The sequence below is a fragment of the Halopseudomonas salina genome (assembly GCF_008641105.1).
Window position 1 is genome coordinate 45,762 of record NZ_VTTI01000009.1, and the last position, 19,713, is coordinate 65,474.

A 19,713-nucleotide genomic window follows, 5' to 3' on the forward strand; every position below is an offset into this window, starting at 1 on the left:
GTCTGGGGAGAGGTGGAGAGCAGCCTGGCTGCTCTCCTGAGGCTTCTGAAGGATTAGATCAACGCAATCAGAGCTGTTGTTCTTTCTCAAGGAATTCTTCTTCCAGCAGTGCATCGCGACTCTCACGAGCGGCCTCGTCATCTAATGAGGTTTCAGCCATTTTTGCCGGATTGCCACGGGCGTCCAGTTTGCCCATCAAATGCTCTAGGGCATGACGAGCCTTCTCTGCTGCGCCATTGACCGCCAGCTCCAGGGACTCGTCATGGTTGGTCACTGAAAGAGGCTGGTGACCACGGGGACGCATTTCGATCTGGCAACGCTTGTCGCGAGCGCCGGACTTGTTACCATTCTCGTCGCTCACATGAACCTCAACGCGAGTCAGAAAATCGTCGAATCGCTCCAGTTCGTTTACCACGGCTGCAGTGACCCATTCCTGGAATGAGACGCTGGCGGTTTCAATCTGATGGCTGTTAATCAGTACTTGCATCATAGTGTGGTTCCATTTTTCCGCTGTTAAATTATTTGGCTCTTATCGCCACCGTAGAGCAGCCAACACGGATTGGCAACTACTCTGAGCAGTCCTTTTGACGCGGGTCAGGGAAAGCTGTTTGCCGGCAGCAAGAAACCCTGGACTCTGAATTTTGGACGATGGCGCAAAAGAAAAGATTCCGTCTGTCTTCCAAAATAATCCATGGCGTTACGTCATGCGGGATATTCGGTCAATTGTTGCCAGCAATAGTTAGTGTCGAATCAGCCTCGAGGCAAGTCAGCAGAACGCGGCGCTCATGAGTCTGGGTAACACTTCACCGGCAGGCCCCTGGATGGAGTGTTGCTGAGGGTGCTGGCTGCGTACAGGTTGAGGATTAATGTGCACCACATTGGCGCCGAGCTGATACGCCGCTGCGCATACCGAGCAACGGGGAGAATGCAGATCACCGTGTAGATGGATAACGTCTCTGCTGCCTGCGCGCTCATGCAGATCATCCACATTTTGCGTAATCAAAGTGAGGCGTGGCACTCGTTCCGCTAGCCCGGCTATTACAGCATGGGCCGGATTTGGCTGGGTGATACGCAGTTGCCGACGACGCCATTCATACCAGCCCCACACTAGCGCAGGATCGCGATCAAAGGCTTCCGGTGTGGCAAGGTCCATAGGATCATGCAGCGCCCAAAAACCGGTTAGTGCATCGCGAAAAGTAGGTATACCGCTCTCAGCGGAAACGCCCGCGCCGGTAAACACGACAACGTGTGCTGCCTGCCTGAGCAAAGAAGAGCAAACCGCAATATTCTCTTTGTTCATGCTGGCTCCGCCACGCCTATAGCAGGGCTAGGGCTACTGGCTTATCATTTGATTTGCGCATCGTGTGACCCGGTGGGGCAAAGCAGTGACAGAAAGAGGGCCGATGAGGCCCTCTTTGCTGCGCACACTTTTACTCGTCGAGTTCACCGACTTCAGGCTCTTCAGGATAGGTTTTCTTGTACGCGCTGCTGTGTACTGCGTCGTCCGCGCCGGGCATGTCTTCATTTGCATCCGCCTCGCCACGGTTGCTCTTCACAGCATCAGAGTCGGAACTGACGCCTACATCCGTACCGGCACGCGGGCTCTCTTCATGAATAGTGGTAGCCGGGGTGGTTTCCTCGGCTGCCACAGGCGCTGCGATACCCAGGGTTGCGATGGCTGCTACGGCTGTAAGCATTTTCATGTTGACCATAATAAACTTCTCCATTGTTGATTTTGCGGTAAGGGATAGAACACCTTTGCCGCTCGGCCTTCACAAAAATTGACAGACAATGACATCTGGAGTTCCGTTGTTCTGAATTGACATGATTTTGTACACGGATGAAATCGACGAAAAGCTACACACTCAAGATGCGTGGCAGGGCATACTCGTTTTTAGAATATAGCGAGAGAATCACATGAGCATGGAAACCTGGCTGGCTTTTCTGGTGGCGTGCTGGATTATCAGTTTATCGCCAGGCGCTGGTGCTATTGCTTCGCTTTCCAGCGGTCTGAACTACGGTTTTGGAAGGGGCTACTGGACGGCGATAGGGCTTCAGTTCGGGCTTTTGCTGCAGATAGGGGTTGTGGCGGCAGGGGTTGGCGCGCTACTGGCGACTTCGGAAACGGCATTCAGACTGATCAAGTGGTTTGGCGTTGCCTATCTCTTGTTTCTGGCCATACGCCAATGGCGCTCACCACCGGTGGATATGAGTGCTCAAGCGCGGGTTCGTTCCGTAGGGCAGCCTCTGGCACTGATGTTTCGTGGGTTTCTTATCAATGCCAGCAACCCCAAGGCCGTGGTTTTCATGCTCGCAGTTCTGCCCCAATTCATCAATCCCGCAGCGCCGATGGTTACCCAGTATCTGGTGATGGCAGCCACAATGGTTGTTGTCGATCTGATCGTCATGGCAGGCTATACCGGTCTTGCTTCAAGGGTGTTGCGAGTACTCAGTTCCCCACGCCAGCAGCGCATGCTCAACCGTGTTTTTGCCGGACTCTTCGGTGGCGCTGCGGCGTTACTGACGACCGTGCGGCGCGCCAGCAGTATATAGGCCCGGGCAAAAGCCCGGGTGCGTGGCACTGCCAACTTTTATCAGCTCTTACATCTGCGATTGCAAGAAGTTCTCAAGGCCGATGCTATTGATCAGGCTCAGCTGGGTTTCCAGCCAGTCAACGTGCTCTTCCTGGGATTCAAGAATGTCTTCAAGAACTTCACGGCTGCCGTAATCCCCCGCAGTTTCACAGTAGGCAATAGCCGACCGCAGATCGGGCAGGGTTCTCATTTCCAGCTTGAGGTCCGATTGCAGAATTTCCGGTACGTCTTCGCCGATCAGCAATTTACCGAGATCCTGTAGATTGGGCAGACCTTCAAGGAAGAGAATGCGCTTGACCAGTTTGTCGGCGTGTTTCATTACATCAATGGATTCGTGGTATTCGCGCTCGCCCATCTTTCCCAGGCCCCAGTCCTGCAGCATGCGCGCATGCAAAAAATACTGGTTAATGGCGACCAGTTCGTAGCCGAGAATGGTATTGAGCTGCTGAATTACTTTTTTATCGCCTTGCATGACCCTGCCCTCGAATGCGTTCAATCGGTGAGTTTGGAGTGCGGGGTGGGGGCTGTCAATTGATCGCGCAGTAGGGGCGGGGAATTATCAGCCGGCCAGGTGGCCGACCCGGATCTGTGCTGTGGGGGGAGAAGCTGCGCGACTCAGGCCGCGACAAATTGGGATGTATTCATGGATCCAGAAGCTGCACCGGCAAGACTTGATTCATTCAACAGGGATTTGCAGTCGCGACCACATTTACCGCATTGGTTAGCCACATCCAGTGTGTCACGCAAATCACGCATGCTGCAGGCGCCTTCATTGATCGCGTTACGAATCTGCTTGTCGGTCACACCCTTGCAAAGACATACGTACATGGCATCGATCCCATAAATAATCGCTATGTTTTGCATGCTAATGCTAACGAGAATGATTGTCAAACAAGTATCATGTTGATCTTCCTGCCTGCCGCTCCTGCCACTTCAACACCATCACAGTAAGCGCCGGCAACATGGTCAGGGTAACCAGAGTGGCACCGATAATGCCGGCCATGACGATCACACCCACACCCCGGTAGAGTTCACTCCCGGCGCCAGGCAGAAACACCAGAGGGGCCAGGCCGCAGATGGTCGTGATGCTTGATATTGCTATCGGACGCAGGCGTGATTCGACTGCCTCACGTACCGCTTCAACCGGATTCATGCCCTCGTCCTGCACGTTACGCGTGGACCTGTCGACGATCAGAATGGGGTTGTTGACTACTGTGCCCATGAGAATCAGAAAACCCAGCATCGAGATCATATCGAAGGGTTGGCTTAGCGAGCCAAGTCCCAACGTCTGCATGATTTCACCAATCAGATTGAGCACCGCCAGCCCGGCAATGCCGCCAGCAAACCCCAGGGGGATGGTGAGCATGATCAGCAGCGGATAGCCCCAGTGACTGAATATGGCCACCATCAGCAGGTAGACGATGACCAGTGCCACTAAATAGTTGTCGGTCAATGAGTCGCGAGTGGCATCCAGTTGATCTGCCGCGCCGGAAATGGTCAGCGTCACGCCGTTGGGTATCTGCCCGTTCTCCTGAAGGTAACCGACTACGTCTTCCTGCACGGTGGCCACCCCGGTCTCCAGTGCTACCGAACGCGGCGGGATAATGTTCAGGGTGATGGTGCGCCGGCCGTCCTTGCGTCGAACCGTACTGGTATCGACTGTCTCTTCGATGGTTACCAGTTCGGAAAGCAGAAGGGTTTCCCCTGCAGGCGTATGTACAGCGATATTGTCGAGTGTCTCCAGTGTGGCGTTGGGGCCCTGTTGGTTGTACAGGTACATATCGATCTTGTCGTCTTCGAGGAAGAACTCGTTTACGAATGCGCCATCGGTCAACACAGCGACGGCAAAACCGATGTCCTCGGTGGTCATGCCGACATCAGCTGCACGGTCGAAATCCGGCTTTACCTGCAGCAGTGGTTGCGCGAGGGCCAGACTCGAAGGTTGAGACTGAATACGCGGGTTGTCGAAAACGTCCTCGGCACGACTGTAGGCGGCCTGAGCGACTTCATACAGGGTGGCCAGATCAGGCCCGGAGATGTCCAGATTGACGCTACGCGTGCCGCCATCATTGCTGCTGATAATCGAGCCACGTGCAGCGAAGGCGCGCATGCCTGGATAGCTCTCATATTTGCGTTCCAGTGCGTCCATCAGGTCGCGTATGTCCGCCGGGTCCTTGGACTGGGTAATGATGCGGATACCCTGAGGGGTGACGCCCATGTTGATGTATGCCATTGCGGGTACGTCTGTTTCTCCGCGTTGATATTCTCCGGGTTCATCATCCATAAAGGGCAGGAAATAGGCCTGCAGTTCATCGGCATAGCCTTGCATGGTTTCCAGGTTGTAACCCGGGGGTGCGTTCATTGAGGCGAAGGTCTTGGGTTCTTCGCCCTCGGGTAGATACTCGGCTGGAGGCGTCAAGAGCAGGACGATAGCCAGACTGCTCCCCAGAGTTACAACCATGCAGCCCAAGCGCCGCGGGGCGGTTTCGATCAACCATCCAAGGGCGTTCACTACTTTCTTGCGTACCCGCTCGCGGCCACCTCCATCCAGGGAGCTGTCCTTCAGCTCAAGTCGGGCGCTGAGGGTGGGCACCACAGTGACGGCCACCAGCATCGATACAAGGATTGAAGCGGCAATGGCAATTGCTACGTCCGAGTAGAGCTGGCCCGCTTCTTCAGTGATGAAGACAACAGGTAGAAATACCATGACGGTTGTAAGGGAGGAAGCCAGCACGGCCGGCCAGACCTTCTGCACCCCGACAATGGCGGCGCGCAGCCGATCAAGCCCGCGGCGGCGTTCCAGCTCTATGCTTTCCAGTACCACAATGCTGTTATCCAGCGTCATGCCGATGGCAAACGCCACCCCGGCCAGGGATATGACATTAACGGTACGGCCGAACAGCATCAGGCCCAGAAAGGCCGCAATGGTGCAGATCGGTATGCCCAGTACGCCCAGCAGGGTGGCGCGGAACGAGCGCAGGAATACATACATGATGAGGGTCGACAGCAATGCGCCGAGTATCAGGTTTTTCCAGACATTGAAAATCGACGCTTCTACATAAACGACGTCATCGGCAGAGAGCTGCAGGCGCATACCCGCCGGGTTGAGCAGCTCCTTGTTGATAAGGTCTACTTCCTCCAGCATCGCTTCCTTGATCTGTATGACGTTTGAACCGCTTTGGCGTCGCACGGAGAGACTGATGACCGGATCACCATTGACGAAGGAGCGGTCGCGGATCTGGAAATGATCGAGGCTGATCTGGGCGATTTCACCCAGCCGTACCACGCTGTCTCCATCGCGCTTGATTACCATTGTGCGCATATCGTCCAGATCTGCGAAGCGGCCAACGGTGCGCAACAGGTAGCGCCGCTTGCCACTGTTGATTTCGCCCGCGGACACATCCTGGTTGCGCTCGGCGATTGCGCTGCGTACTTCACTCAGGGTGAGATCGCGAGCGGAAAGTTGATCGGGGTCCAGGCGTATCTGGATCTGCCGCTGTGCGCCGCCACGAACCTCGATCTGAGCAACATCGGGAACGCTGGACATGCGTGTACGGACGTTGTCCTCGATGTAGTCGCGCATCATGTCCATGTCGAGATTGCGCGGGTTACCGGGCAGCGGCGCCACGTAGAAATACATGAACGCGTTGGCCGAGAATGAAGTGGCCGTTACTCTGGGCTCATCGACATTTTCAGGGTAGGAGGGCACCTGGGTAAGGGCGTTGTTTACCCTTATGAGGGTTTCGGTGATGTCTACGGCGAAGGGGAAATCCAGTTCGATCTCAGCGGAGCCGGTATTGGCGCTGGAGGTAATCTCTTCGAGATAGGGGATGTTGCGCAGAAATTCCTCCTGCTCGATCAAAATCTCCTTTTCAATATCCTGCGGGGTCGCGCCTGACCAACTGGTTTGTACCGTGATGGTCCGGGTTTCCAGATCAGGGATCATCTGCACTGGTATGCGCAGCGCTGCGATTATCCCCAGCACGCATACAATGAGTACACTGACAGTCACTAGAATACCGTGTCGAACTATCTGCTCGAACATGGCCTCAGCGCCCCGAATCGATGATGTTTACCTGCTGATCTTCGCGTAATGCCTCATTGCCCCGCGTGACCACTTCCTGACCTGCCTCCAGGCCAGATGTGATCTCGATCTGGCCATCAAAGCTCAGACCGGGTTGTACCTGACGCTCGCGGACCTTGGCTGTATTGCCAGTTTCATCACGCTCCACAACCCAGGCGGTGACCCGCCCATCCGGGTAGCGCAATAATGCATCCCGATTGATAACTACGCCTCGTGTGCCACTGGCCAGACTCATGGTGGCATTCACTGACATGCCGGCGATCAGCATGGGTGGGCTGTCATTTTCATCGAGCATAACCCGTAGAAGAAACGTGCGGGCACTGTCACTGCTCTGGGGGACCTTGTGTGCTACCTGTCCGGAGAAACTCTGGTCCGGGTAGGCGTCAAAGCGCAAACTGACAGTAGTCTCGATTCCGATCATTGGATAAAAGCGCTGGGGCACCTGGAAGTCGGCGCGCAGTGGTTCCGAGGAAATGATTTGCAGAAGGCCTGTGCCTGGGTCAACCCACTCTCCGACTTCTACCAATTTCTGGCTGAGGGTTCCGGCGAAGGGTACCGTAACCCGGTGGCGACGCAGCTCGGCTTCACGTTGGCGGATCTCGGCCTGTGCTACGCCCAGAGCGGCTCGCCCGACCTCGGCCTGCGACTGTCGGGTACGTATTTCGCTCGCTGCAATGCTGTTGCTCGCAGCCAGTGCCTGAGCTTCAGATAACCGGCGCTCACTGTCATCCAGCTGCTCCCTAGCGCTGGCTGCTGCTGCCCGTGCCCTTTGCAAGGCTATTTCAGCCAGTTCAGGGTTGAGTTCAAGCAGCGTATCGCCGGCATCAAGCTGGTCACCTATGTCAACGTTGAGGCTGCTTACCAGTCCTGCTACCTCGGCGGAGAGGGTGGCAACTCGGGCTGCGGATAGAGATCCGGTCAGCGGGACTTCATTGATTAGTTCATTTTCGCGCGCGAGGTCGGTCTCTACGCGTGCCGCACGTTCGGCCTCCTGGGCAATAGCAACCGAAAACATGGAGCTGCCTGTAACGCAGGCTAGGACAATGAAAGATAACCAGGTTCTGGGTACTGCGCCTACCTTCAGTTTCATGAATAAACAGCCCGTTACAGATCGAAAATTCAGGATACACGTGCATCCGGACTGCGCAACCACGGGGGTCCGGCCTGAAATGTTGTGAACCAACTTTGTCTGTATACTCGCGCTGCTATGGAACTGATTGCGTTTGCTATCCTCCTAATGAACAGCAACACGCTCGCTGATGCCAGCACGTGGATATCCGCAGGAAGACCTTCAGGAGAATGAAATGGATACGCAGCAAAAGAACATGCAGATACTATTCGAGCAATTGGGTATGAATGGTGATGAAACCAGCATTGAAGCCTTTATTGCAGATCACTATCCACTGTCAGACGAGCTGAAACTGTCCGAAGCGCCATTCTGGACACCGAGTCAGGCAGCATTTCTCAAGGAAGAGATAGTAGAGGATGCTGAATGGGCACCCGTTGTTGATGAGCTGAACGCGCGCCTGCATGAGAATACGTCTTCTCGATAACGCGTTGTTGAGGCCGAGTGAGCCGTCGCTCGGCTGGTGGCATTATCAGCGACGACACGAATACACACGATTTCAGGTAAGCACGCGTCAGGGTCGATGGCATAATTAGGGGTGCACTCAAGACCAGCGGACCACCGCCCAAGGACCTGCCAATGACCATCGCCGAACAATTTCATGCTTCCGGAACAGCGCTTCTGCAAAGAACCCCAGCTCTGGACGGCCAGGATCCGGAACGTAAGCGGGCCGAGATAGCGGATTATTATGCTGCTGTTTCAGATCGCTATGAATCGCTTTTCCAGACCCTGGCTTGTGATCAGGCTTTCTATGAGAAGGCCATCCCCCTGCGGCACCCCCTGATTTTCTACTACGGCCACACAGCTACTTTCTTCGTTAACAAACTGGTGCTTGCCAAGTTGTTGCCAGAGCGTATTGATCCCAGGCTTGAGTCGATCTTCGCTGTAGGCGTGGATGAGATGAGCTGGGACGATCTGGATGAAACGCACTACGACTGGCCCAGCGTTGCAGAAGTTAAAGCCTATCGTGACAAGGTGCGTGCGGCAGTCCTGCACTTGATCAATACATTGCCTCTACAACTGCCCATCACCTGGGACAGTACCTGGTGGCCAGTTATCATGGGTATCGAACACGAGCTCATTCACCTGGAAACCTCCACAGTACTGATTCGCCAGCACCGCCTGGAGTACCTGCGCGCGCACCCAGACTGGAGGCCCTCCCATGAGCATGCCCATGCCCCTGTAAATGAGTTGCTGCCCGTACCGGCTGGGCGAGTGCAGTTGGGTAAGCCGCGAAAAGCCTCCATGTACGGTTGGGATAACGAATTCGGTCTGCGCGAAACTGAGCTGGAAGAGTTCAAGGCAAGTCGCTACCTGGTTTCGAACGGCGAGTTCCTGGGTTTTGTAAAAGCTGGCGGTTATCAGAACGACGCCTTCTGGGACGAGGAGGGTACGCAGTGGCTGCAGTTTGCCCAGGCAACTCATCCGACTTTCTGGGTGCCAGGGGCGCAGTGGCGTTTGCGACTGATGACTGATGAAGTGGAGATGCGTTGGGATTGGCCGGCCGAAGTCAATTACCACGAAGCCAAGGCCTTCTGTAACTGGAAGGCCGAGCAGACTGGCGAACCGATCCGCCTGCCTACTGAAGATGAATGGTATCGACTCTATGATGTGGCTGGTGTGAATGAAGTGCCCGCCGATGCCACTGCAGCGGCCAATCTGCAACTTGACCACGGAGCGTCCTCCTGCCCGGTCAACAGGTTTGCCCACGGTGATTTCTTCGACGTGGTAGGTAATGTATGGCAGTGGACCGAGACGCCGATGTATCCCTTTGACGGGTTCGAGGTGCACCCGCTATACGATGACTTCACTACTCCAACATTCGATAACCAACACAATCTGATCAAGGGCGGATCCTGGGTGTCCTGCGGCAATGAAACGCTGCGCAGCGCCCGTTATGCCTTCCGTCGTCACTTCTTCCAGCACGCGGGGTTCCGTTACGTGTCCAGTCATGCCCAAGCAATAGAACCAAACGCCTACTACGAAAGCGACCGACAGATGTCGGAATATGCCGAGTTTCATTACGGCGAAACCTGGTTCAATGTGGCCAACTTCCCGGCTGCCGTGGCGCAGCTGTGCATCGAAGTGATGGGCGATCGACCCGCACACAGTGCACTGGATCTGGGTTGCGCATCAGGCCGGGCCACTTTTGAGCTGGCGCGGCATTTCGATCAAGTGACCGGAGTTGATTTTTCTGCCCGCTTTGTCAGCCAGGGTGTAGAGATGGCGGAGCAGGGCGTGTTGCGTTACACCTTGACCGAGGAAGGTGATCTGGTCTCCTACCGCACGGCAACGCTTGAACAGCACGGGCTGGCTGATACTGTTGGCAAGGTGGCGTTCTTCCAGGGTGATGCGTGCAATCTAAAGCCGCAATTGACTGGCTACGATCTGATCATGGCCGTCAATTTGATTGATCGCCTGTACAATCCGGGGCAGTTCCTTGGACAGGTTCATCAGCGTATCAACCTTGGCGGACTGCTGGTCGTGGCATCTCCTTACACCTGGTTGGAGGAACACACGCCGAAGGCGCAGTGGATTGGCGGATACAAGAAGGACGGTGAAAGCTACACGACACTGGACGGGTTGCGCGACATACTGGGCAGCCACTTCGTGCAGGTGGGTGATCCGCGGAAACTGGAGTTCGTGATTCGCGAAACGCAACACAAATTCCAGCACAGTTTTTCCGAAGTCACCGTCTGGGAGAGAATCCGCTGAGCTGCCGATTTGCTGCTCGGCGGCCATAACGGCAACGCGCGGGAGAGCAATACAGTGGCGGTAAATTCAATAATCGATTTTGATCAGCAAATAGAGCGCAGCAATACCAACTCGGTAAAATTTGATGCGCTCAACGCGGTTTTCGGCAGCGAAGATGTACTGCCGATGTGGGTAGCGGATACCGACTTCGCTGCTCCAGAGGCGGTGGTTCAGGCCTTGATAGCGCGGGCGCAGCATCCCGTGTACGGCTATTCACTGTTCCCCGACAGCCTGTATCACTCGATGATCGACTGGTTTGCACAGCGACATAACTGGCAGATCAAGCGCGAGTGGATCATGCTGGCACCGGGCGTAGTACCTTCCCTGCACGCCGTTGCCATGGCCTTTGCAGCAGAAGGCGAGGGTATCATCGTGCAGCCGCCCGTGTACCCGCCGTTCTTTGCCGCCGCAGCCAAAACCGGTCGCTCGCTTGTGCTCAATCCCCTGGTACGCCGTGATGGTGAGTACCGCATGGACCTTGAGCAGCTCGAGCAATGCGCCCCTCAGGCGCGGGTGCTCGCGCTGTGTTCACCGCACAATCCGGTGGGCCGGGTTTGGCGCGAAGGCGAGCTGCGCGCGTTGCTCGACATCGCTCGACGGCACAACCTTCTGATTCTCTCCGACGACATCCATTGCGACCTGACATTCCCCGGCCATAGCCACACAATGCTGGCTGCACTGGCAACCGAGCAAGACCAGATCATTACTGCAGTGGCGCCGAGTAAAACCTTCAATATTGCGGGCATGGGGCTGTCGGCCCTGGTCGTTCCTGATCCGGCGCACCGCCAGGCCTTGAAAACCACTTTCGAGGCGATGCACATAGAACCGGCCAATCCGTTCAGTATTGCTGCCTTCGAGGCTGCCTACAGCCAAGGCGGGCCCTGGCTCGATGCGTTGCTCGACTACCTGCAGGGCAATGTGCAACTGGTCAGTGGTTATCTCACCGAGCATATTCCCGAGATACGCATGGACCAGCCCGAGGGCACTTACCTGCTCTGGCTCGATTGCAGCGACCTGGGTATGAGTGACTCGGAGTTGAAGAGGTTTTTCATTCGTGAGGCGCGGGTTGGAATGAACCCCGGGGTGAGTTTTGGTGAGGCCGGTAGCGGTTATATGCGGCTCAATATCGGTACCCGGCGCGCAGTAGTTCAGCAGGCTATGGAGCGTATTGCCCAGGCGGTGCGTGAATTGAAACGTACCTGAATATAAAGGCGGCTCAGTTTCGCTTTGACGACTCCGCTGCGCCAAACTGCAGGTGTGCCAGTCGCGCGTAAAGGGTATTGCTTTCGATCAGTTTGCTGTGGGTTCCGAGGGCGACAAGCTTGCCACCATCAATCACGGCAATCCGGTCCGCATGCTGCACGGTAGCCAAACGGTGGGCGATTACCAGCGTGGTGCGGCCTTGCATCAGTTGCGGCAAGGCTTGCTGGATAAGGTGCTCACTCTGGGCGTCCAGCGCACTGGTCGCTTCGTCCAGGAGCAGGATCGGTGCATCGGTGAGCAGTGCGCGGGCGATCGCCAGTCGCTGCTTCTGGCCGCCGGATAGACCCAGTCCGGCGTCGCCCAGGTGCGTGTCGTAGCCCTGGGGCATCTGCTGAATGAACTCGTCGGCATGTGCTGCGCGGGCTGCAGCAATCACTTCGGGCATGCCTGCTTCAGGTCGGCCGTAACGAATATTGTCGGCAACAGTGCCGTGGAAGAGCGCGGGATTCTGTGAAACCAGGGCAAAGCAACAGCGCAGATCGGGCGGGTCCAGTTGCCGGATATCACAACCCTCCAGTGTGATACGCCCTGCCGACGGATCAAAAAAACGCAGTAGCAGATCAAGGAGGGTGGATTTTCCGGCACCGGAGGGTCCGACCAGTGCCAGGGTCTCACCAGGCTGAACCCGCAAGTTGAAGCCGTCTATGGCATTGACTTCCGGTCGGCCAGGGTAGGCAAAGCTCAGGTTCTCGAACGCGATGTTGCCTGGTACCTCAGAGGGAAGTTCGCAACGTTCGCTCTCCGGTGGGGCGGCTATCTCACGTTCGGTGCGCAGCAGTTCGGCAATTCTCGCCCCGGCTCCTGCTGCGCGCTGCAACTCGCCGATCACTTCGCTCAAAGCACCGGCGGACACCCCGACGATCAGGCTGTAGAACACGAAGGCAGCCAACTCGCCACCAGTGATGCGTCCGGCAATGACGTCCATACCGCCTACCCAGAGCATGACGCCGATTGCGCCCAGCACCAGAAGAATGACCACGAATGTGAGCCAGGCACGCTGGCGTATGCGCTGGCGCGCTACCTGGAAGGCCTCTTCGACCACGCCTGAGAAGTGCTGTTTGTCCTGAGCCTGGTGGTTATAGGCCTGCACTGTCTTGATTTGTCCGAGTATCTCACCGACATAGCTGCCGACATCAGCCACCCGATCCTGACTCAGACGCGACAGAGTGCGTACCCTCCGGCCAAAAAACAGGATCGGCGCTATGACCAATGGGATCGCAAGCATCACGATGCTGGTCAGTTTCGGGTTAGTGATGAACAGCAGGATGATCCCGCCCAACAACATCAGCGCATTGCGCAGGGCGATAGAGACGGTGGAGCCGATCACGGATTGCAGTACCGTTGTGTCGGCAGTCAGGCGTGACTGGATTTCCAGTCCACGGTTACTTTCATAAAATCCCGGGTGTAATTCGATCAAATGATTGAACACCTGGCTGCGGATATCTGCAACAACCCGCTCACCTATCCAGGAAACCAGATAGAAACGAGCGAAGGTACCTATAGCCAGCGCCAGAATCAGCACAGCAAAAAGTGCGACAGACTGGTTGAGCAGCTCCGGCGATCGGGTCGCAAAGCCCTGGTCAACCAGTAGCCGTAATCCCTGTCCTAGAGAGAGGGTAATGCCCGCAGTAAATGTTAGAGCAAGCATGGCTCCGAGGACCTGCCACCGGTAGGGGGCAACAAACCATCGGGCTAGCGCCAGGGCTTTTCGAGTTGGGGCGGGGCTGGTCTTCATGGCGCATCCGGTCGAGCTATTGGTGCGCCTATGGTACTCTTGCCGGCGTTTTTTTCCTGAATAATCAGCCCCTGGAACCCTTTCTGATGAGCTCACGAAATATCTGGACCCACAAAGGCACCTTTCTGCTTGCAGCCGTAGGCTCTGCGGTCGGCCTGGGCAACCTCTGGCGCTTTCCATATCTGGTGGGCGAGAACGGCGGCGGTGCCTTTATTCTGGTTTACGCCGTTACTATTGCGATTGTGGGTATTCCGATCCTGATCGCCGAGACGTTACTGGGTCGTTCCAGTCGTAAAAGTCCGATTCTGGGCATGCAGCACCTTACCGAAAGTCACGGCACCAGCAGAGGCTGGCGTACGATTGGCTGGATGGGTGCGGCTGCGGCCTTTCTTATTCTGAGTTTTTACTCGGTGATCGCCGGTTGGGCGATTCACTACAGTATGCAGATGTTCTCCGGCGCTCTGGCGGGGGCTGATGCAAGCGAAATCAGCGCCTCATTCGATACCTTGCTGGCTTCTCCGAGTCTGCTGATCCTGTACCACACCCTGTTCATTGCCGCTTCTGGTCTGATTGTCGGCATGGGCGTGCACAAGGGTATCGAGGGCGGCCTACGGTTTCTGATGCCGGCACTCTTCCTGATTTTGCTGGTCGTGCTGGGTTATGCGGTGATGGTCGGCGATGCAGGTGCTGCCTTGAGCTTCCTGTTTACCTTCAATCTTGCCGATCTCAGCCTGGAAGGATGGCTGGAAGCCATGGGGCAGTCGTTTTTCACTCTGAGTCTGGGCATGGGCGCGATCATGGCCTATGGCGCGTATATGTCTGACGAAGCCTCGCTCACCCGCACTGCTATTTCCATCGCTCTGGTCGACACCCTGATTGCCCTTATGGCCGGCGTGGCTATCTTTGCCCTGGTATTTGGCAGTGGCCTGGAGGCAGGTCAGGGTCCGGGTCTGATGTTTGTTACCCTGCCACTAGCCTTTGCCGAGCTACCTGGTGGTTCCGTGTTGGGCGGCGTGTTTTTCATCCTTGTTATCGGGGCAGCATTGACCTCTGCCATCTCGCTGGTGGAGCCGGTCGCAGCCTGGCTGGTCGAACGCTTCGGTTTCAGTCGGCCGCTGGCTGTGCTGATGATGATCGTCGGTTGCTGGTTCCTGGGATTATTGACAGTGTTCAGTTTCAATGTCTGGTCGCAGGGTACGATTACCCATGAGCTGTTTGGCCGCTCGCCCTTCGATGTGCTGGAATTCATTACCAATATCCTGATGCCGCTGGGCGGCTTGCTGATTGCGCTGTTTGCTGGCTGGGCACTCACGCGTGAGCAGGTCATGGCACAGATGGCGACTAACGCAACCTGGTTTGCCGTGTGGCAATTCCTCGTTCGCTTTGTTGCGCCGACTGCCGTTGCCTTTGTATTTCTGCGTACCATTCCTCAGATCGAAGGCAACGTGGCACCCGCCGTGCTGGCCTTGCTGATGATTGGTGCCTTTACCGCCGGAAGGACATTCCTGGTCCGCCGCTGACTCCCTTGCCGGACGGGTTCCTTTGCCTGTCCGGCTTTTCACCAGCATCTCGTCCCTTTGCTGCAACACTCTGTTGCCGGCAGCTGTGGCCGGTTTCTGGCATCATGACGCTTCTGTGAATCGGAATTTTCTCCGCCGTCGCTAAACGGAATACGTCATGCCCTTCAACATATTGCTCATCCTCGGTGGGCTCAGTGCCTTCGGTCCACTGGCGATTGATCTCTATTTGCCCGCTTTTCCGGCCATGGCTGACTCCTTTGGGACGGATATTGAACATATCCAATTGAGCATGTCGGTCTATTTTCTAGGCCTGGCCTCGGGACAGATTTTTTATGGCCCGCTGGCTGACCGCTTTGGCCGCCGCAAACCGCTGCTCTTCGGTATCGGTCTTTTTGCACTTGCTTCTCTGGCCTGCGCCTTTGCTCCTACCCTGGAATGGTTGCTGGCTGCCCGTTTCGCCCAGGCACTGGGTGGCTGTGCTGGCATGGTCGTGACCAGGGCGGTAGTACGGGACCTGTGCAAGCCCATCGATGCTGCCAAGGCATTCTCCCAGTTGATGCTGGTAATGGGTGTTGCACCCATTCTCGCCCCTCTGGGCGGTGGTCTGCTGCTGAAGCTCAGTGGCTGGCCATTGATCTTTCTGTTCCTTGCCGGTTTTTCCGCACTCTTCGCCTTTGCTGTGTTTTTTGGCCTGCGTGAGACGCTTTCCAATCTGCAGCCGCCAGCGCCGCTCTCCAGCGCATTTGGCCGGTACAAGCAGTTGCTGCGTGAGCCGGTATTCATGTTTCATGCGCTAACGGGTGGCGTTGCAATCTCGGGCATGTTCGCCTATATCGCTGGTTCGCCTTTTGTGATTATCGAGCTGTACGGTGTGCCAGCGGAGCATTTTGGCTGGTTCTTCGGTGCCATCGCCGCGGGCTTCATTCTGTTTGCCCAGTTCAACAGCCGAATGCTTCGGCGTCGGCCGCCGGTCAAGTTATTGCAGCGCACGACGCTCATCTATCTGTTGTGTACGTTGTGGCTTCTGGGCACGGCACTTTGGCAACCAGACGCGCTCTGGCCCTTGCTGTTGCCCTTGTTCGGCAGCGTTGCAGTGGTGGCTCTGGTGTTACCCAACTCGTCGGCCTGCGCCATGGCGGGCCATGGGCACCAGGCTGGTGTGGCTTCAGCGTTGATGGGGACCATGCAGTTCATCATTGCGGGTATTACTTCAGCCCTCGTGGGTATTCTGCATAATGGCACTGCGGTACCCATGGCAGGGGTGATGGCTGTATGTGGGGTACTGGTGGTCCTGATGGCGCGCCAGGCCCGTCGGGCAGGTGGGCTCGACTTCTAGCGCAGTATCCGGGTGTTGCCTGAAGCACGGGTGAGGCCGGCACGGTCAAAGTACTCCAGCACCGCCACGCTGTGGTTGCGACCAATGCCGCTGCGATCACGGAAGTTCGCCGTGGAAAAATGCCCATCATGCTGCTCTGCTGCCAGACCCCGCGCGACATTCAATAGCCGGTCAGCATCTGCGGGGAGCAGATAGCGGTTACGGGCTATAAAAACCAGCAGCCCCGCTGCACTCAGCCGATCCAGCCAGTCCAGTAGTACATGTTTGTCGACCTGTAGTTGATTGATCATGTCCCCGATTACCGGCGGGCGGGGGCTGCACTCAACAAACGCGGGCCGGACCCGGTCGAACCAGTCAGTTACCTGTGCATCGAGCTGTGGGGTATGGGTCAGCAAGTGCAGGCAAGGTCCGGTTTGCCTCAGGTGATTCCTGTCCAGTGCCAGGCGCAGGATAGCTGCCAGTGTCCGGCTATCTGCTGTCAGCCCCAATTGCTTCCCCAGTTGCGCTCGAACAGGCCCGAGCAGCTGGGGGTTGATCTGGTGATAGTGACTGACCGCAGCTATGGCCTGTTGTATGAGGGCCTCGAGGTTGGCGCGGGTCCATAACCAGCCGCCAATCTGCAGCGTATCCGTGGAAATGGATGGAACAGAGTTCAGCCGACGGCTAAGCATGAAACGCTGGGTATCGACGCCCTCTGACTGAACATCGAGCATGGTTTCCAGTGCCTGATCGGGGCCGACCTGATCCATGGCTCTGATCAGGGCTAGGCGTTCAGGCTTCTGGCGCCCGCGCTGGGGCGCAAAGGGGTCAACGACAACGCCACTGCCAAGCAAGGTTCTGGAAGCGGGGTCGCGAACAATGAAGCGGTCTCCGTGAAAGCAGCACAGGGGCTGCTCCAGGACCCACTGGCCGTAGCTATCGGATGATTGCAATCCCTTCAGCGGCACCAGGCGAGCGCCTACCACTGCGCTGCCGATATGCAATTGTACTGTACCGCGCAGGTTGTGTTCCTGCAGATAAAGACGCGCATCAAAGCGGTTGGTAGGCGCCCACGAACCCTTGGCCAGCAGCTGACTGCCGCGCCCTAAAGCTGCGTCTTGCAGGTCGCCGCTGAGGTTGAGGGCGCAACGCTGGCCGGCACTTGCCTGCTTCGCTTCACGGTGATGAATCTGGATACCCCGTACCCGCACGAGTGCGCCGTTATCGGACAGCTGCAAAAAGTCACCAGTTCCAATCTGCCCCCCCAGCAGCGTGCCGGTAACAACTGAACCAAGTCCGGGTTGCTTGAAGTGACGGTCAATAACCAGTCGTGCCGGTTCGTTGGAGTTGGGTTTCGGGGTAATGGACGCCCATAACTGTAACTGCGCACCAACTGCCTCGACTCCAGTACCAAGCAGGCTGTCGACATGTAAACATATCGTCGCAGGGAGATTCTGTTGTTCTATGAGGCTCAGAACATCCCGTTCAATTGCCACTATCTGGTCCGATGTTGCCAGGCCAGTCTTGCTGATCACGATCAGTAGACGCGGGATTTCAAGCAGTCCAACCAGCGCAAGGTGCTCCCGTGTTTGCGGCATTACACCATCATCTGCAGCAATGACCAGCATCAATGCATCCACACAGCCGACACCCGCAAGCAGCGTGCGCATGAATTTTTCATGGCCGGGTACGTCAACAAAATCAATGCTCTGCCCGGTGTCGCCCGGGAGGTAGGCGTAACCCAGCTCGATACTGATGCCGCGGCGCAGTTCCTCGGCTGTGCGATCGGTATGCTGACCTGTCAGCGCTTTGATCAGGGCTGTCTTGCCGTGATCCACATGGCCTGCAGTGGCGACAATCATGTCGACTTATCGCGGGCAAGCTGGTCGATCAGTTGTTGTTCCTCATCCAGGCAGCGGAGGTCGAGAAGCAGACGGCTGTCGTGAATCCGCCCGACTACGGGTACTGGCATATTCAACAGGGCCCGTTGCAGTTCGCGCAATTGGCGATTAGCGGAACGCGCGGGCCCGGCAGGAGTGAAGGCGATTGCTTCACTGGGTAAACGTTCGATCGGCAGTGACCCGCTGCCTATCTGACCCATGACCGCCACACTGCTGACCGTGGCGCGGTCACCCGCCCACTGCCGCATCGCAGGAAGCAGACGCTCCACCTGCGCGGTAATATCCAGGTGGGGTCTGCTCAGCCAGCGCAGTGCAGGCAAGCGCTGACTGAGGGTTTCCGGGCTGGCATATAATCGCAGTACAGCTTCCAGCGCTGCCAGCGTGACCTTGTCGCAGCGCAAGGCTCGTTTGAGCGGGTTTTTTTTCAACTTCTCGATCAGTTCGCGTTTGCCAACAATAATTCCGGCCTGTGGACCACCGAGTAATTTGTCGCCACTGAAGGTCACCAGGTCCGCGCCGTCACGCAGACTGTCCATGGGCGTCGGCTCATAGGGTAGACCCCATTGCCGCATATCGATCAGGCTGCCACTGCCAAGATCCACGGCATAGGGTAGGCCGTGGGCGTGGGCGCTTTCGGCCAGCTCATGCTCGGCGACGCTGGCTGTGAATCCCTGAATAACGTAATTGCTGGTGTGGATGGTCATCAGTAGACCGGTGCGTTGGCTTATTGCTTCGTCGTAGTCGCGCCGGTGCGTGCGATTGGTGGTGCCCACCTCGTGCAGTTTTGCCTGCGCACGGCGCATGATGTCGGGCACGCGAAATGCGCCGCCAATTTCCACCAGCTCCCCACGCGAGACGAGAACTTCCTTACCCTTGGCCAGCGTGTTGAGCGTCAGCAGGACCGCGGCGGCGTTGTTATTCACCACGGTAGCTGCCTCGGCGCCGGTCAGACGACACAGCCACTGCTCTACATGACTGTCGCGGTCGCCGCGCTTGCCCTTGCCCAGATCAAACTCCAGGTTGCTCGCGCCCCGGGACACGTCGCACATGGCCTGTATGGCTTCTTCGGGGAGTGGCGCGCGTCCCAGATTGGTATGCAGCACAGTGCCGGTCAGGTTGAAAACCTTGCGCAGGGAAGGCGAAAGATATCCATGGATGTGCTGCTCGACGTTGGCGGCAAACTGAACAGGCTCACAGGGTTGTTGCGCTTTGCGCAATAGATCCAGCTGCTGGTTTACCAGACATTTGACCAGCGTCTGGCCATGCTGTTCTGCGAGCACGCGTATGAGCGGCCAGCCTAGTATCTGGTCCATGGCGGGGAGGGTACGGCGGGTGTCCAGCTTGGTGATTGACACTGTAAGGTAGGCCTCGTGATCAATAGACAAAGAGCCGCGACTGATGACACCTGCGGGGTCATCAGC

16 protein-coding genes are annotated in these 19,713 nt (G+C 56.8%); 6 read left to right on the forward strand and 10 right to left on the reverse strand.

Annotated elements, in window-relative coordinates; translation table 11 throughout:
- Positions 1-67: 67 nt before the first annotated feature.
- From FZF01_RS14290 to FZF01_RS14300, 3 genes are all read right to left on the reverse strand, one after another.
- A complete protein-coding gene (locus FZF01_RS14290) occupies positions 68-487 on the reverse strand; it encodes an HPF/RaiA family ribosome-associated protein (RefSeq protein ID WP_150279004.1) in 420 nt (139 codons plus the stop codon).
- 279 nt (positions 488-766) lie between these two features.
- The gene (locus tag FZF01_RS14295; RefSeq protein ID WP_150278893.1) at positions 767-1,300 is read right to left on the reverse strand and encodes a Sir2 family NAD-dependent protein deacetylase; all 534 of its coding nucleotides are present in this window, start codon (positions 1,298-1,300) and stop codon (positions 767-769) included.
- 130 nt (positions 1,301-1,430) lie between these two features.
- Entirely contained in the window at positions 1,431-1,712 is a 282-nt protein-coding gene (locus FZF01_RS14300; RefSeq protein WP_150278894.1) for a hypothetical protein, read from the reverse strand.
- A 205-nt stretch (positions 1,713-1,917) separates the two neighbouring features.
- Between FZF01_RS14300 and FZF01_RS14305 the strand changes: the two genes are divergently transcribed.
- Entirely contained in the window at positions 1,918-2,553 is a 636-nt protein-coding gene (locus tag FZF01_RS14305; protein WP_150278895.1) for a LysE family transporter, read from the forward strand.
- Between the two features lie 48 nt (positions 2,554-2,601).
- Here the strand turns inward: FZF01_RS14305 and bfr are convergent, their stop codons facing one another.
- The 4 genes from bfr to FZF01_RS14325 form a co-directional block, all read right to left on the reverse strand.
- A complete protein-coding gene (bfr, locus tag FZF01_RS14310; RefSeq protein WP_150278896.1) occupies positions 2,602-3,066 on the reverse strand; it encodes a bacterioferritin in 465 nt (154 codons plus the stop codon).
- Between the two features lie 143 nt (positions 3,067-3,209).
- Positions 3,210-3,422, reverse strand: a complete 213-nt coding sequence (locus FZF01_RS19700) for a bacterioferritin-associated ferredoxin (protein WP_150278897.1) — start codon at positions 3,420-3,422, stop codon at positions 3,210-3,212.
- Positions 3,423-3,492: 70 nt separating this feature from the next.
- Positions 3,493-6,639 carry an efflux RND transporter permease subunit gene (locus FZF01_RS14320; protein WP_150278898.1) on the reverse strand — a complete coding sequence of 1,049 codons (3,147 nt, stop codon included), beginning with the start codon at positions 6,637-6,639 and terminating at the stop codon, positions 3,493-3,495.
- A 4-nt stretch (positions 6,640-6,643) separates the two neighbouring features.
- The gene (locus tag FZF01_RS14325; protein WP_188434476.1) at positions 6,644-7,693 is read right to left on the reverse strand and encodes an efflux RND transporter periplasmic adaptor subunit; all 1,050 of its coding nucleotides are present in this window, start codon (positions 7,691-7,693) and stop codon (positions 6,644-6,646) included.
- Positions 7,694-7,982: 289 nt separating this feature from the next.
- Between FZF01_RS14325 and FZF01_RS14330 the strand changes: the two genes are divergently transcribed.
- The 3 genes from FZF01_RS14330 to FZF01_RS14340 all read left to right on the forward strand — a co-directional run bounded on the left by FZF01_RS14330 (position 7,983) and on the right by FZF01_RS14340 (position 11,761).
- Entirely contained in the window at positions 7,983-8,231 is a 249-nt protein-coding gene (locus FZF01_RS14330) for a DUF2789 domain-containing protein (protein ID WP_150278900.1), read from the forward strand.
- 152 nt (positions 8,232-8,383) lie between these two features.
- A complete protein-coding gene (ovoA, locus tag FZF01_RS14335) occupies positions 8,384-10,519 on the forward strand; it encodes a 5-histidylcysteine sulfoxide synthase (RefSeq protein WP_150278901.1) in 2,136 nt (711 codons plus the stop codon).
- 54 nt (positions 10,520-10,573) lie between these two features.
- Positions 10,574-11,761: a MalY/PatB family protein gene (locus FZF01_RS14340; RefSeq protein ID WP_223825534.1), complete on the forward strand. Its 1,188-nt coding sequence runs from the start codon at positions 10,574-10,576 to the stop codon at positions 11,759-11,761.
- Positions 11,762-11,774: 13 nt separating this feature from the next.
- Here FZF01_RS14340 and FZF01_RS14345 read toward each other — a convergent pair whose 3' ends face one another.
- On the reverse strand, positions 11,775-13,556 hold the full coding sequence (locus tag FZF01_RS14345) for an ABC transporter transmembrane domain-containing protein (RefSeq protein ID WP_150278902.1): 1,782 nt from the start codon (positions 13,554-13,556) through the stop codon (positions 11,775-11,777).
- Positions 13,557-13,642: 86 nt separating this feature from the next.
- Between FZF01_RS14345 and FZF01_RS14350 the strand changes: the two genes are divergently transcribed.
- Together FZF01_RS14350 and FZF01_RS14355 are read left to right on the forward strand one after the other, a co-directional pair.
- Positions 13,643-15,076, forward strand: a complete 1,434-nt coding sequence (locus FZF01_RS14350) for a sodium-dependent transporter (RefSeq protein WP_150278903.1) — start codon at positions 13,643-13,645, stop codon at positions 15,074-15,076.
- Positions 15,077-15,233: 157 nt separating this feature from the next.
- A complete protein-coding gene (locus FZF01_RS14355; protein WP_150278904.1) occupies positions 15,234-16,412 on the forward strand; it encodes a multidrug effflux MFS transporter in 1,179 nt (392 codons plus the stop codon).
- Here FZF01_RS14355 and selB read toward each other — a convergent pair.
- Entirely contained in the window at positions 16,409-18,253 is a 1,845-nt protein-coding gene (gene selB / locus FZF01_RS14360) for a selenocysteine-specific translation elongation factor (RefSeq protein ID WP_150278905.1), read from the reverse strand. The genes FZF01_RS14355 and selB overlap by 4 nt on opposite strands.
- Positions 18,250-19,647 carry an L-seryl-tRNA(Sec) selenium transferase gene (gene selA / locus FZF01_RS14365; RefSeq protein ID WP_223825535.1) on the reverse strand — a complete coding sequence of 466 codons (1,398 nt, stop codon included), beginning with the start codon at positions 19,645-19,647 and terminating at the stop codon, positions 18,250-18,252. The genes selB and selA overlap by 4 nt, the downstream gene beginning before the upstream one ends.
- Between the last annotated feature and the right edge of the window lie 66 nt (positions 19,648-19,713).